The 14,315-nt window shown below is 42.5% G+C and carries 15 protein-coding genes; 11 read left to right on the forward strand and 4 right to left on the reverse strand.

Going from position 1 to position 14,315, the window contains the following annotated elements:
• Nucleotides 1-185: 185 nt before the first annotated feature.
• The gene (locus tag GDK41_RS03745; RefSeq protein ID WP_152085155.1) at nt 186-1,562 is read left to right on the forward strand and encodes a Na+/H+ antiporter NhaC family protein; all 1,377 of its coding nucleotides are present in this window, start codon (nt 186-188) and stop codon (nt 1,560-1,562) included.
• On the opposite strand, the gene GDK41_RS03750 is transcribed toward GDK41_RS03745, so the two are convergent.
• The 3 genes from GDK41_RS03750 to GDK41_RS03760 are packed head-to-tail and all read right to left on the reverse strand — an operon-like array spanning nt 1,559 to nt 3,356.
• Nucleotides 1,559-2,149 carry a hypothetical protein gene (locus GDK41_RS03750; RefSeq protein ID WP_152085156.1) on the reverse strand — a complete coding sequence of 197 codons (591 nt, stop codon included), beginning with the start codon at nt 2,147-2,149 and terminating at the stop codon, nt 1,559-1,561. The two genes, GDK41_RS03745 and GDK41_RS03750, sit on opposite strands and share 4 nt — an antisense overlap.
• Entirely contained in the window at nt 2,139-2,684 is a 546-nt protein-coding gene (locus GDK41_RS03755) for an RNA polymerase sigma factor (RefSeq protein WP_152085157.1), read from the reverse strand. The genes GDK41_RS03750 and GDK41_RS03755 overlap by 11 nt, the downstream gene beginning before the upstream one ends.
• A gap of 36 nt (nt 2,685-2,720) precedes the next feature.
• On the reverse strand, nt 2,721-3,356 hold the full coding sequence (locus GDK41_RS03760; protein ID WP_152085158.1) for an energy transducer TonB: 636 nt from the start codon (nt 3,354-3,356) through the stop codon (nt 2,721-2,723).
• 127 nt (nt 3,357-3,483) lie between these two features.
• Between GDK41_RS03760 and GDK41_RS03765 the strand changes: the two genes are divergently transcribed.
• The 7 genes from GDK41_RS03765 (at nt 3,484) to csrA (ending at nt 10,202) form a co-directional block, all read left to right on the forward strand.
• The gene (locus GDK41_RS03765) at nt 3,484-3,990 is read left to right on the forward strand and encodes a DUF3087 domain-containing protein (protein ID WP_152085159.1); all 507 of its coding nucleotides are present in this window, start codon (nt 3,484-3,486) and stop codon (nt 3,988-3,990) included.
• A gap of 122 nt (nt 3,991-4,112) precedes the next feature.
• A complete protein-coding gene (locus GDK41_RS03770) occupies nt 4,113-4,739 on the forward strand; it encodes a GTP cyclohydrolase II (protein WP_152085160.1) in 627 nt (208 codons plus the stop codon).
• A gap of 94 nt (nt 4,740-4,833) precedes the next feature.
• Complete coding sequence (locus tag GDK41_RS03775) at nt 4,834-5,631, forward strand: BPSS1780 family membrane protein (protein ID WP_152085161.1); 798 nt, start codon at nt 4,834-4,836, stop codon at nt 5,629-5,631.
• Complete coding sequence (locus tag GDK41_RS03780) at nt 5,631-6,095, forward strand: regulatory protein RecX (protein WP_152085162.1); 465 nt, start codon at nt 5,631-5,633, stop codon at nt 6,093-6,095. The genes GDK41_RS03775 and GDK41_RS03780 overlap by 1 nt, the downstream gene beginning before the upstream one ends.
• Before the next feature lie 4 nt (nt 6,096-6,099).
• Nucleotides 6,100-8,703: an alanine--tRNA ligase gene (gene alaS, locus GDK41_RS03785; RefSeq protein ID WP_152085163.1), complete on the forward strand. Its 2,604-nt coding sequence runs from the start codon at nt 6,100-6,102 to the stop codon at nt 8,701-8,703.
• A gap of 3 nt (nt 8,704-8,706) precedes the next feature.
• Entirely contained in the window at nt 8,707-9,909 is a 1,203-nt protein-coding gene (locus GDK41_RS03790) for an aspartate kinase (RefSeq protein ID WP_152085164.1), read from the forward strand.
• A 101-nt stretch (nt 9,910-10,010) separates the two neighbouring features.
• A complete protein-coding gene (gene csrA, locus GDK41_RS03795) occupies nt 10,011-10,202 on the forward strand; it encodes a carbon storage regulator CsrA (protein WP_063359311.1) in 192 nt (63 codons plus the stop codon).
• A gap of 38 nt (nt 10,203-10,240) precedes the next feature.
• On the opposite strand, the gene GDK41_RS03800 is transcribed toward csrA, so the two are convergent.
• The gene (locus GDK41_RS03800) at nt 10,241-10,705 is read right to left on the reverse strand and encodes a YcxB family protein (RefSeq protein WP_332096047.1); all 465 of its coding nucleotides are present in this window, start codon (nt 10,703-10,705) and stop codon (nt 10,241-10,243) included.
• Nucleotides 10,706-11,114: 409 nt separating this feature from the next.
• Here GDK41_RS03800 and GDK41_RS03805 point away from each other — a divergent pair, with 409 nt between their 5' ends.
• Genes GDK41_RS03805 through GDK41_RS03815 form a run of 3 tightly spaced genes read left to right on the forward strand, consistent with a single transcriptional unit; the run spans nt 11,115 to nt 14,285 of the window.
• Nucleotides 11,115-11,351: an OadG family protein gene (locus GDK41_RS03805; RefSeq protein WP_152085165.1), complete on the forward strand. Its 237-nt coding sequence runs from the start codon at nt 11,115-11,117 to the stop codon at nt 11,349-11,351.
• 12 nt (nt 11,352-11,363) lie between these two features.
• A complete protein-coding gene (gene oadA / locus GDK41_RS03810) occupies nt 11,364-13,145 on the forward strand; it encodes a sodium-extruding oxaloacetate decarboxylase subunit alpha (RefSeq protein WP_152085166.1) in 1,782 nt (593 codons plus the stop codon).
• A gap of 9 nt (nt 13,146-13,154) precedes the next feature.
• Nucleotides 13,155-14,285, forward strand: coding sequence for a sodium ion-translocating decarboxylase subunit beta (locus tag GDK41_RS03815; RefSeq protein ID WP_152085167.1), 1,131 nt, complete (start codon nt 13,155-13,157; stop codon nt 14,283-14,285).
• Nucleotides 14,286-14,315 lie beyond the last annotated feature (30 nt).

Raw genomic sequence — 14,315 nt, forward strand, 5'->3', positions numbered from 1 at the left:
AAATGATAGGGAGTGATAGTCAGTACTTTAATTATTGTGTTTTTTTCATATTTAAGGCTCTTTCTGGGTACAAATGTTGCCAAGCTGATTATAAAAATGCTAGAGGTCTTGTTTTTGATGCTGAACGCTTTAAGCTACTGACCCACAATTAATATAACTTAACCGTCTCTACTGTAAGGGAAAGTATGACTTGGTATTCGATTTTACCGCCTTTGATCGCTATTTTAGTGGTGTTTTGGCGAAAAGAAGTGATTTTAGCATTACTGCTCGCGTTAATTTCTTCTGAGTTTTTGTTGCTTATGCAACATAATTATAGTCAACTTTTGATGACACCCGTAAACAGTATTGAACGCATAATAGCCGTAGTTACTTCGTCAGGAAATGCTAGGATCCTCATTTTTAGTTTAGTAATTGGCGCATTACTGGCTTATATCCGAGAGTCAGGCGGCGTTGCTGCAACTGTGAATATGTTGATGAATAGAGGCGTTGCTAAGAATAAAAGGCAAGTCGGCTTATTAACCATGTTTACCGGGGTCGCGGTGTTTATCGAGTCTAATATGAGTGTCTTAACATCGGGTATTGTCTCCCGCGGGCTTTTTGATAAGTTTAAAATGAGCCGCGCACGTTTGGCGTACATTATCGATAGTACCAGTGCACCAGTGTGCATTCTGATTTTACTAAATGGTTGGGGCGCGTATGTACTTGGCCTTTTGAGTAACTATGAGCTTGAACAATCAGCGGTGAGTATTTTATGGGGCAGTGTTGCTTTTAACTTTTACGCAATAATTGCGCTGCTAATCGTACTTTATACTATTGTGTTTGATAAAGTGCATGGCCCGATGAAAGAGGCCGAACAACAGCTACAAAAACAACAAGTTGAGCTAGATTCAGGCCCCAAAGCAACGAAAGCACGTTTTATGCTGCTACCCTTAATTACGTTAGTGGGCTCTATGATTGGTTTTATGTTTTGGACGGGTAATGGAATACTGGCCAATGGTAGTGGCTCGAAATCAGTTCTCTATGCTACGGTACTCGCTACCGCGCTGGCATATGTTTTATTATTAGGGGCTAAACGTTTTACACATCAACAGCTTGTTGATGTGGGCTTTAAAGGGATGGGTGAACTGCTTCCTTTAGTGACCATTGTGCTATTGTCGTTGACGCTGGGGGCGAGTTTAAAAGATCTTGGCACTGGCGTATTTGTGGCATCGCTGGTTGGCGACTACTTACCTATTTATTTTATTGTGCCAGTGCTATTTTTGGCAGGCGCAGTTATGTCTTTTACCACAGGGACATCATGGGGGACATTCGCTATTTTGATCCCCATAGGCGTGCCGCTTATTCAAGCATTGGGGTTGCCGCCTGCGCTCGTGATGGGCGCGATACTCAGTGGCGGAATTTTTGGCGACCATTGTTCACCCATTTCAGATACCAGTGCAGTTTCAGCACTCGCATCGGGTTGTGACTTACTCACTCATGTTAAAACTCAATTACCTTATGCTTTAGTTGGTGGTGCTTTGGCTTTGATATGCTTCTTCATTGCAAGTGTGATCATGATTTAACCGCACTGTTGTACCTTGCCAATATCTAGGGCAGCTAAACTCACCAGCTGCCCTTTAAAGTTTTTCTCAAACGCTACCATGGTGCCGACTTTATTCTCTTCAAAAGCATTATGTTTTGTTAATTGTGCAACCAATTGGGCGCTCACCTCGAGTAATGTTTGCTGCTGACAATCAGCAATAACCCATGTATTGGTATGTTTTTCTATTAATTGACCACGTCCACTATAGAGTTGTTTTAACGTCTGTGTGTCTTTGGCTAGGCTATCATCTAAATGTTGTTTTGCCGTGACGCGAGATAAACTGTATTGACCATTTTTTATCGTATGTATTTCAACCTGTTGGTAGTCATTCAGGTTCAATGTATGCAATGGGTGAACCGTTTTATCGTATTCGCTATACAGCAGATGGGCCAAAAATATAGCGCCAATGCTTGCGCACACCCACTGCATAGTTGCCCAAGGTGATTTATCTTTGGGTTTTTTACATGCAGTTTTAAACTGAGCAAGTTGCTTTTTTGAAAGCTTGTTTTGCCTTTTTTGAGCATCGAACTCTTCTTTTAAAAGTTTGTCTAGTTGCTCATCGTTCATGGTTCTCTCCAAGTACTTGCTTGAGCTGTTGCCGTGCATAGCGCAAGCGCGTTTTTATCGTTTCGATATTACTTTGCGTGATCTGCGCAATCTCTTTGAGTGAAAAGCCTTCGAGTTGCAAAGACAGCGCTTCTTTTTGCAAAAAAGGCAGTTGTGTAATGGCAGTACTTAAATCAGTTGCAGGCTCAAAGATTACTTGGGTGTCTATTAATGTGTGCTCATCTAACGCACACCCTCTGCGTTGCCTTCTTACTTCGTCAACCAGCGCGTTGCGGGCAACTTTAAACAGCCAAGCTTTAGGGGAGTGTGAAGCTTCATAATGGTGTTTTTTCTCCATAATAGTAAGCCAAGTTTTTTGACAAATATCATTTGCTAATACGTCATTGGAGTGACTGCGCAAAAAATGATAGAGGTCTTGACTATGTTGCTCTATTAGCAGCTCTAAATATTTATTATCGCCACTTTGTTTATAGGCTAAAAGCGCGTCATCAGGGGGCGCTTGGTCAACAAACCAAGATTTTAAAGCTATTAGCATAGGCACTCTCTTAGGGGGCTTGTAGCCCCTCAATTATTACTGCTGAGCTAAGTTAAACTCTAACACAACATTTTGATTGGTTTGCAATGTAGCTTGTCCATTTTCTATTTTAGGGCGGTATTTCCAGCGTTTTAATGCGGCAATTGCTGAGCGTTCAAATACGCGTTTTGGTTCTGCGTCGAGCACGTTTATGTCAATCACCTCACCGTTTGGTGAAATTGAAAAAGCCAGTTTTACCCAACCCTGAATGCCGTCTCTTGCTGCGGTAATTGGATATTTGGGTTCAACTCTAACTATCGGAGTTGCATTACCCTCGGTTGGCATCATTGTTGGTGGCGATAGCGTCATTTTTGGTACAGGTACTTGTGGTGCATAAGGTGTAGCTGTCGAAATCTCTGTTGTTGGCGGCGTATTATTCACCACTTTAGTTGGTGGTGGCTGTATTTTAGGTGGCTCTGGAAGTTTCGGCTTTTCTTCTGGCGGTGTATCTTTTTTTACTTGCCCAAGCTCAATAGGGATAATTGGCTTTGGTTGTGCAATATGGATTTCATCTTGCGATACAAGCTGCTCCATAAATGCAAACGCTGCAGCAGTCATTGCCGTACCTCCAAGTACTGCAACAAGTAACTTTTTATAATTGAGTGAGTCATTTTGAGCTTCAAATACATACATAGTGTGATCCTATTTGTGGTTTTTCCTATACAACGAAGCAGAATCTAAAAAGGGGTGAATGATTTTTTAAAATTCTTTTCTGAGTAAGAAAGCGCTACAATAGTGAGCCAGTTTGCAAGAGGTTATTATGCAGTTACAAAAAATAGATAAAGCGCGCTATCGCAATCATTTAAATAAAGTCATTGTGGCGTGTGTTGCCTCTTTAACCATGGGCAGTTTAGGGATTTCTCAAACACTCATTGCTTTGTTCCCCGACCCCGATGGTAGCCATTTCCACTGGAACTTACTGGGTGTTATCGTCAGTGTTGTAGTTATCGGTTTTGTTTTAAAAAAGTACCGTACTCATCCATTTATGTATGAAGTCAACTATGTGTGGGAGCTCAAGCAAGCACTTAACAAAGTGACGCGCAAAATGCCTAAACTAAAAAAAGCGGCGCAACAAGGGGATGTTGAGGCGATGTTAGCCATGCAGTTCAGCTATAGTGGCTCAAAACAGCTGTGGGAGTTAGACGACAACACTATCACGCTTGATGATTTGAGTATTTGGCAGTCGCAATTAGATACGTTGGCGGCTCAATATCACGTGCAGCTTAACTTGGCACAGTACAATGAATCTACACTTAAAAAGTTTTAACGGCCCTGATCACGGCTGATATGTAGAGTACTTGTTTTTTAAATTTTAAATACCATCTCTATGTTATCACGAGCGAAATGTGATAATGTAACAATTATATTTATTTTAAGGTCTGAGAAGTCGTGGCAGAAGTAAGAGCGAGAGTGCAGTTAAACGTAGGGCAGCATAGTCATATCCCTGCGGAAATAGTTTCTTTTAGTGGTCTTAAAGATGGCCACGAGCATGTGGCGCTGATTTTTAATAAAGCGGATACAGAACAAACCACACCGCTTATTAGAATGCACTCTGAGTGTTTAACTGGTGACGTATTTCACTCTTCTCGTTGCGATTGCGGCGAGCAACTCAATGAGTGTATTGAGAGCATGCACAAACAAGGTGGCGTGCTTCTTTATTTACGCCAAGAAGGCCGCGGTATTGGTTTGTATAACAAAATAGATGCGTATGTTTTACAGTCTCAAGGGATGAATACCTATGAGGCCAATAACCATCTAGGGTTTGCTGATGACTTAAGAGATTTTTCTGATGCTGTACTTATGCTCAAAGCGCTTGGTTTGCATCAGGTTAAGCTAATGACCAACAACCCCAATAAGCTGAATGCGTTGCGCGAAGCTGGCATTGAAGTTGAGGCGGTAATTGGCACTCAAGCGCACGTAAAATCCGGGCATGTAGGCAATCGCAGCTACCTCGAAACCAAGGTTAAGCATGGTGCGCACATGTTAGATATTAAAAAAGTATCTAAACCTAAGTAATACAGTACCCACTGCAGTTATAAGTGCGACCAGTTGGTCGCATTTTGCGTTCTAATCGGTATAATCACAGTGTTTTTATCAACGTAGAGTTAATATGTCTGCCAAGTTTAGAGTGTTTAAAGCTGCCATGGGTGTGCAGTGGTTAAAAGCGGGTTGGGAAATATTTAAAACCCAGCCGATGACATTTATTGTGATGCATATATTTATGATTGCTGTGGCGTTATTACCTTTGGCTATGCCTCCACTGCAATTGGTAGCGGCCTTTTCGGCACCATTTTTAACTGCAGGTTTTTATCTGGCAGTACTAAGTAAGCAACAAGGTAAAGTTATTTCTCTGGCTAGTATATTGGCTGCTTTTTCTGCTAAAGGGCGTCGATTGCATCTGTTTCGTTTGGGGTTATATCAGCTTGGCGTAGTGATTTTACTTACTTGGGGAGCTGGGTTGATGTTTGAAGAAGCGTTGAGCATCATGGAGAGCGCAACCCCACAGCAATCACCAGAGCAACTCATTAGCGCTATAATGGCGAGTATTTCATTGGCAGATGTTATGTTATTTGTTGTTGCACACTCTCTTAATATGATGGCATTTGCTTATGCACTACCACTGGTATTCTTTAAAGGTGAAACAAAAATTATAAAAGCTTTAATGCAATCTCTGAAGGTGTTTTTTGTGAATATGGCTCCGTTAGGTGTATATAGTCTGCTGATCGGTATTCTTATTGCAGCTGCGGTTCCTTTGAGTATGGTGCCATTGCTGATCATAATGCCTATCGCTTACATCAGCTTTTTTGTGTCGTTTCAGGCTATTTTTATGCCGCAAGAACAGCAATCTGATGAGACATCACAAAGTGCGACCAGCACTTCAGGTGACACAGGGCGTTTTGACGCCTAATGGATGAGAGTGAACAGCAAAAGCTTAAAAACTATGTACTTTGGCTATTGGGTAGGCAGGAATACTCTAAAAAAGAACTCAAGCAAAAGTTAAAGGCGAAGCAGGCAGACGACGATTTTATAGAAAACTTACTCCAGTGGTGTGAATCGCTTGGTTATGTCGATGATAATCGGTATTGTGAGAGTTTTCTAAGAAGACAGCTAAATAAAGGGCTAGGGCTTAAACGAGTGCTAGCCGAAGCGGGGAATAAAGGGGTTGATCGAGCCCTCTTAATGGAATTGATTGAGACACAAGAAGTTGATTGGTTTGAACTGGCATTAGATGTTTATGTTCGAAAGTTCACTTCGACCCCGAAACAACTCGATTATAAAGAAAAAGCAAAGCGCGTGCGTTATATGATGTATCGCGGCTTTAGCTATGAAGAAATAGATTTTGCAATGCAAGCAGCAACAATGGGTGAATAATCACATGCAGCACATGACTACCGCACAGATCAGGCAAGCGTTTTTAGACTACTTTGCCAAACAACAACACCAAGTTGTGCCTTCAAGCTCGTTGATCCCGGGCAATGATGCCACATTGTTATTCAACAATGCCGGTATGGTGCAATTTAAAGATGTTTTTTTAGGCGCTGAAAGCCGCCCTTACAGCAGAGCAACCAGCTCACAGCGATGTGTGCGTGCAGGTGGTAAGCATAATGATTTAGAAAACGTAGGCTACACGGCGCGTCACCATACCTTTTTTGAAATGCTAGGTAACTTTAGTTTTGGTGACTATTTCAAGCAAGATGCAATTAAGTTTGCTTGGCAGTTTTTGACTGACGTTTTGCAACTTCCAAAAGAGAAGCTGTTGGTCACAATTTACCATAGTGATGATGAAGCCTTTGATATTTGGCATAAAGAAGTGGGTATTGAGGCAGATAAAATTATTCGCATTGATACTGCGGATAACTTCTGGTCAATGGGTGATACCGGCCCATGTGGCCCTTGCTCAGAAATTTTCTACGATCATGGTGAACATATTTGGGGCGGTCGTCCGGGTACGCCTGAAGAAGATGGCGATCGTTTTATCGAGATCTGGAACCTTGTATTTATGCAATACAACCGTCATGCCGATGGCACGATGGAGCCTCTACCAAAGCAATCGGTTGATACTGGTATGGGTCTAGAGCGTATTTCTGCCATTATGCAGGGCGTGCACTCAAACTATGAAATTGATTTATTCCAAGGTTTAATCAAAGCGGCTGCAGAAGTCACAAATGCACAAGATTTAGAAGATAAGTCGCTACGTGTTGTAGCCGACCACATTCGTTCGTGTGCATTCTTAGTGTCTGATGGCGTGATGCCATCTAACGAAGGTCGTGGTTATGTGCTACGTCGTATTATTCGCCGAGCTGTGCGCCATGGTAATAAATTGGGCGCAAAAGGGGCGTTTTTCTATAAGTTGGTAGCAGCATTAATTGAGCAAATGGGCCAAGCTTACCCTGAACTTGCTAAGCAACAAGCAATCATTGAAAAAGTACTGCGCATTGAAGAAGAGCAGTTTGGTAAAACGCTTGACCGAGGGTTGGCGATTTTAGAAGAGAGCTTGGTAGGCATCGAAGGGGATGTTATTCCTGGCGAGCTGGTATTTAAACTGTACGACACTTATGGTTTTCCTGCGGATTTAACGGCTGATGTAGCGCGTGAGCGTTTCATGACCATCGATGAAAAAGGTTTCCAAGAATGCATGGAAGTGCAGCGCAAGAAAGCCCAGCAAGCAGGCAAGTTTGGCGCAGATTACAACGAGCAGTTGAAGTCTGAAAAAACCACAGACTTTAAAGGCTACGATGCTGTGCATTACTCTGGCACGGTTGTGGAGTTGTTCCATGAAGGTCAAGCCGTATCTGTGTTAGAAGATGGTCAGCAAGGTATTGTTGTTCTTGACCGCACACCATTCTACGCTGAGTCGGGTGGCCAAGTGGGTGATACGGGCGCATTGAAAGTGGCCAATGGTGAATTTGTTGTCACAGATACCACCAAACTAGGTAATGCATTTGCACATCACGGTACAGTGACTGGCCGCATTAGTGTGAATGAGAAAGTTGAGGCTCAAATTGATGCATCGCGCCGCGAAGATATCAAGAAAAACCACACTGCAACGCACTTAGTTCATGAAGCGCTTCGTCAAGTATTGGGTGAACACGTGGCACAAAAAGGTTCGTTGGTAATGCCAGATCGCTTACGTTTTGACTTCTCGCATTTTGAAGGAGTAACAAAACAGCAGCTGCGTGAAGTAGAGAAAATGGTTAATGCGCAGATCCGCGCTAACTTTGCTCTAAATACAGAGCTAATGGACATCGATGCAGCCAAAGAAAAAGGTGCAATGGCACTATTTGGTGAAAAATATGATGACGAAGTACGCGTTGTATCAATTGGTGATTATTCAATTGAATTGTGTGGTGGTACCCATGTTAAGCGTGCTGGTGACATAGGTCTGTTCAAGATTGTTTCTGAAGGCGGTATTGCTGCAGGTGTTCGCCGTATTGAAGCGGTGACAGGTGCTGAAGCATTTAACTATGTGGCAGAGCAAGAACAACAACTTAACGACATTGCTGCCTTATTAAAAGGGGATATGAGCAATGTGCTTGATAAAGTAACTAACTTATTAGAGAAAAATAAAGGCTTAGAGAAGCAGCTCTCACAGCTTAACGATAAGTTGGCAAGCGCTGCAGGTGCCTCATTACTTGAATCGGCAGTTGACGTTAACGGCATTAAGCTACTTGTTGCTAACGTAGCAGGTACAGAGTCAAAAGCGCTGCGTGGCATGGTTGACGATTTGAAGAACAAGATGGGCTCAGGCGTTATTGCTTTGGGTGTTGCTAATGGTGACAAAGTAAGCTTGATAGCTGGTGTAACTAAAGACTTAGTGGGTCAAGTTAAAGCTGGTGAACTTGTAAATCACATGGCTGCACAGGTGGGTGGTAAGGGCGGTGGCCGTCCTGATATGGCACAAGCTGGTGGTTCTGAACCACAAAACCTTGATGCTGCACTTGCAAGCGTTACTCAATGGGTTGCTGAGAAAACTCAGTAACTCGTGGCGTTAATTGTACAAAAATTTGGCGGCACCTCAGTAGGCTCAATAGAGCGTATTGAGGCCGTCGCCGAGCATGTCATTAAAACCCAACAGCAAGGCCATCAAGTGGTCGTTGTTGTTTCTGCCATGTCTGGCGAAACTAACCGTTTATTAAATCTTGCAAAGCAAATAGATGAAGTGCCCAGCGCTCGCGAGCTTGATGTGCTCTTGAGTACTGGAGAGCAGGCAAGTATCGCCTTGTTGGCCATGGCTATTATTAAGCGTGGACATTCTGCGGTGAGCTTATTGGCCGACCAAATAACGATAAAAACAGACAATATGTTTGGCCGTGCGCGCGTAGAACACATTGACACTCAGCGCTTAAAACAAGAGCTTGAACATAACCGTATCGCGATTGTTGCTGGTTTCCAAGGGCGAGATAGTGAAGGAAACATCACAACGCTTGGGCGTGGTGGTACTGATACTACAGCTGTTGAAGTCGCTGGCGTATTACATGCGGATGAGTGCCAAATTTATACTGATGTTGACGGTGTATATACCGCTGATCCACGCATGGTAAATGATGCTCGAAGGCTCTCGAAAATCAGCTTTTCTGAGATGCTGGAGCTTGCAAGTTTAGGTGCTAAAGTGTTGCATCTGCGCTCAGTTGAAGCTGCTGGACGTTATCAAATTCCATTGAGAGTGTTATCGAGTTTTAAACCAGATCAGGGTACTTTGATAAGTTATAAGGAACAATGTATGGTTGATAGCGCTGTTACAGGAATAGCGACAAACAAAGATATCGTGTTATATCAGTGTAGTATCAGTGAGCCCGCAACATTGAGTCAATTTCTCAGTGCACTAGCAAAATTGCAAGTTGAAGTTGATATGTTACATCAATGGTGTCGCCAAGCGGATATTTTAGGCTATGCTTTTACTGTGCATCGCAATGATCACCTAGCAGTTTTGGCGTTATTGCAGTCAGAGCCGTTTGCACACACCATTAATGATGTTGTATTTGAATTAAACCAAGCAAAAGTGTCGTTGGTTGGGATGGGTATCAAGTCTCACCCAGAAGTGTTGGCAAGTGCATTAACTGTATTAGCGGATCAAGACATTTATCCCAAGTTAATGAGTACAGCTGAAATTAAGGCGTCATTCTTAGTGTCAGAAACACAGCTGCACGGTGCTGTTAATCAATTACATGTAACATTTTTGCGCTAAAGTGAACTAAAGCTAGGTTTTTGCTTACTTTTACGTTCACTTTTCATTAAAATGACTCTGACGCGGAATCTTTTTAATTATTGGAATACAGGAGCAAGAGAATGCTAATACTAACTCGTCGAGTCGGTGAAACTCTCATGATTGGTGATGAAGTAACCGTAACTGTGCTAGGCGTAAAAGGTAACCAAGTGCGCATTGGTGTAAATGCACCAAAAGATGTATCAGTGCACCGTGAAGAAATCTACATGCGTATTCAGGCTGAGAAGTCGAACCCATCGACTGGCAACATGTAAGCCACACACCTTATAAGATAAATATAGCCACGATGTGGCTATATTTTTGTCTGCTCTAATATATAGTCAAAACTCTCAGGGCTAATTACAGCTTTGGAAATATACTGCATTCCATGTTTTGTTTTTAATACCACACCTTTATTAGTTTTATGTGCTTGTTGAACATCTTGCCACGTGAGTTGGTATTGTTTATAGGGGTTAACAGCGCTGATACCGCGTTCATCTATTTGCAAAGTGACTAAACTACCTGATGCTCTTGAAAGCATTTGCCTCGTTATCCACCACGGTTTTCTATATACAAAAGCCACAACTTCCAACAAGGCGACTAACGCTATAAAACTGGCGACATAGGGCTTTTCGAGCACAAACCATGCTAATCCACTTAACAATATTAAAAATACTAATAATGGATATTTGGGTTTAGCTTTATCACTGAACGCTACTGATTCTTCAAAACACTCGGTAAAGTAGTTTTTATCTAGGGTGAATTTTTCAGTGAACATCAATAGCTCCAAACATAGCTCAAAAGGGGCATTGTAGCTCATTCGGCGTATGAAACCACTAGACAATTGACTTGCAATTCACGGGGTAGAATAAAGGAGTAATTGCTTTTTGGTAAGACCAATTTAATGTTGACGAGTGTGGTTGTTATCATGTTTGTGGGTTGACATTTTTTGTATTATTTTTAGTTGCTATTCTGAATATTTTTCATATTTATAAGCGAAATTTAGCGTGTTTAACTGTTCTGTTGTCATAACACCTTGAATATTAGTTGTTTAATTGTTTTGGTAAGACCAATTTACAATGTTATTTACATGTCAAATTCTTTTGTTATGATGGTGCATAAATATTTATAAAAAATGACTAATAAAGCATGGTGCGCTGTGTGTCAGCGTCTGTAGGGGGAACAGCATGGATATTGTGAGTTTATTATTACAAGCAGCCAACTTAATGCTCACAGGTATGGTTGGTGTGTTTGTATTTTTGTCTATTTTGATTTTTGCAGTAAAAAATTTAGCTAAGTTAGCTGGATCGGAATTATCCAATGATACGCCGACTAAAGCCACAAGTAAGTCATCAGCAGGGGTGTCTAACGCTCATATCGCAGCGATTTCCGCAGCCGTTGCGCAGTACAGAATAAAAAAATAACAGGGGTCTAAAATGTCACAACTAAAACTTACTGAGCTTGTACTCAGAGACGCACATCAATCTCTTCTTGCCACGCGCATGCGTTTAGAAGACATGCTACCTATTGCTGAGAAATTAGATAAGGCCGGTTATTGGTCCGTTGAGTCGTGGGGTGGTGCAACATTTGACTCTTGTATTCGCTATTTGGGTGAAGACCCTTGGTATCGTATCCGAGCATTAAAAGAAGCAATGCCAAATACCAAACAACAAATGTTGTTGCGAGGGCAAAACTTACTAGGCTATCGCCACTATGCAGATGATGTAGTTGAAAAGTTTGTTGAACGTGCTCATCACAATGGTGTTGATGTATTTCGTATTTTTGATGCCATGAATGATATTCGCAATTTAGAAACTGCGATCAGGGCAGCTATTAAAGTGGGTGCACATGCTCAGGGTACCATTTCATACACGGTCAGCCCTGTGCATACCTTGGATATGTGGTTAGAGCAAGCGAAAAAGCTTGAGGAAATGGGGTGTCATTCTATCTGTATTAAAGATATGGCGGGTTTATTAAAGCCTTATGATGCTGAACAATTAATTAGTGGTTTGAAAAGCACTGTGTCGATTCCAATTGCCATGCAGTGTCATGCGACCACAGGGCTGAGCACAGCAACATATCAAAAAGCGATAGATGCAGGTATTGATATGCTAGATACCGCGATTTCATCGATGAGCATGACATATGGCCATAGCGCAACTGAAACTATGGTCGCCATTACGGAAGGAACCGCACGTGATACGGGTTTAAACTTGGCCCAGCTTGAAGAAATTGCCAGCTACTTCCGAGAAGTTCGTAAAAAATATGCCGCATTTGAAGGTAGTTTAAAAGGTGTTGATGGGCGTATTTTGTTAGCGCAAGTGCCTGGCGGCATGTTAACTAACATGGAAAACCAATTAAAAGAGCAAGGTGCAGAAGATAAATTAGACGCGGTGCTCAAAGAGATCCCAAGCGTGCGCGAGGACCTTGGCTTTTTGCCTTTAGTGACACCAACTTCGCAAATAGTTGGTACGCAAGCGGTGCTTAACGTGCTCACAGGCGAGCGATATAAAACTATTACAAAAGAAACTGCAGGCGTGCTCAAGGGCGAGTATGGTGCCACACCGGCTCCAGTGAACGCTGAATTGCAACTTAAAGTACTAGATGATGCACAAGCTATTACATGTAGACCTGCTGATTTAATTGAGCCTGAGCTAGACAGCCTTGAAACTGAGCTTCTTGGCTTAGCTAAAGGTGAAGAATTGCAATTAGCAGATGCACACATTGATGATGTTCTAACTTATGCATTATTTCCGCAAGTTGGCTTGAAGTTTTTGAAAAATAGAAACAACCCAGATGCATTTGAGCCTAAGCCAAGCCTCGTTAAAGCGGCAGAAGAGCAAGCGCAAGCATCAGCTTCTAATTCTTCTAATAAAGCCCCTGAGCGCTACAGTGTTCAAGTGGATGGAAAAGTATATGACGTAGTCGTTGCTCCAGGTGGAGAATTACAAGAAGTGAAGGTGAAAGACAGTGAGTTGATCCCTCAATCTGCGTCTGTCAGTTCATCCGAAACAATGAATGCGCCTCTTGCTGGTAATATTTTCAAAATTAAAGTGAAGCCCGGAGATCAAGTTGATAAAGGCGATGTCGTTTTGATCATGGAAGCAATGAAAATGGAAACTGAAGTGCGAGCCACACATTCGGGCTGTGTGTCTCAAGTGCTGGTAAGAGAGGGTGACTCGGTGGCAACGGGTGACGCTATCTTGGCATTGTCATAAGGGGGCACTATGGAAGGTTTATTAAATTTGTGGCATGCCACAGGGGTTGCTAACTTTACCATTCCTGCATTAGTGATGATGGCAGTGGGTTGTGGTTTATTATATTTGGCCATTGCCAAAGGCTTTGAACCGCTTTTGCTTGTGCCAATTGGCTTTGGTGCAATATTAACGAATATCCCCGTTGCGGGATTAGCTGAACCAGGCGGCCTGTTGTATTACGTATACTATATAGGTATTGATAGTGGGGTGTTTCCGCTGCTGATATTTATGGGTGTAGGTGCTCTTACTGACTTTAGTGCATTGATTGCTAACCCAAGAATGCTGCTGTTAGGAGCTGCTGCGCAGTTTGGGATTTTTGCGACTTTGTTTGGCGCAATCGCATTAAATTATGTACCTGGGTTTGAGTTTACTTTACAAGATGCTTCGGCGATAGCCATTATCGGCGGAGCAGATGGGCCTACTGCTATTTTCTTGGCGTCAAAATTAGCCCCTGAGCTGTTGGGCGCAATTGCTGTTGCGGCGTACTCGTATATGGCTTTAGTGCCAATAATTCAACCGCCGATCATGAGAGCACTAACCTCAGAACAAGAGCGTAATATAGAAATGCCGCAACTTAGAGTTGTGTCAAAGAAAGAGAAAATCTTATTTCCTATGGTTGTTTTGAGCCTGACTATCATGTTTTTACCTGCAGCGACACCCTTGGTAGGGATGTTTTGCTTGGGTAATTTAATGCGTGAATGTGGCGTGGTAGATAGACTGAGCAATACTGCACAAAATGAGCTAATCAATATTACAACAATTTTCTTGGGGCTAGCGGTGGGCTCGAAACTTGCGGCAGATGAGTTTTTAACGGTAGAAACCTTGGGTATTTTAGTCCTTGGGGCATTGGCTTTTTCAATTGGTACGGCTTCCGGGGTATTTATGGCAAAGCTAATGAATCGCCTCTCGAGTAACCCAATCAACCCACTTGTGGGCGCAGCGGGGGTATCTGCAGTGCCAATGGCAGCACGAGTAGTCAATAAAGTTGGTCTTGAATCTAACCCACATAACTTTTTATTGATGCATGCGATGGGACCTAATGTAGCGGGAGTTTTAGGCAGTGCAGTGGCAGCAGGTATCTTGTTAGCGCTGGTAGGTTAAAAGCAACGTATTCTTCCAACCGACTGCGCA

The organism is Pseudoalteromonas sp. A25 (genome assembly GCF_009176705.1).
GTDB lineage: Bacteria > Pseudomonadota > Gammaproteobacteria > Enterobacterales > Alteromonadaceae > Pseudoalteromonas.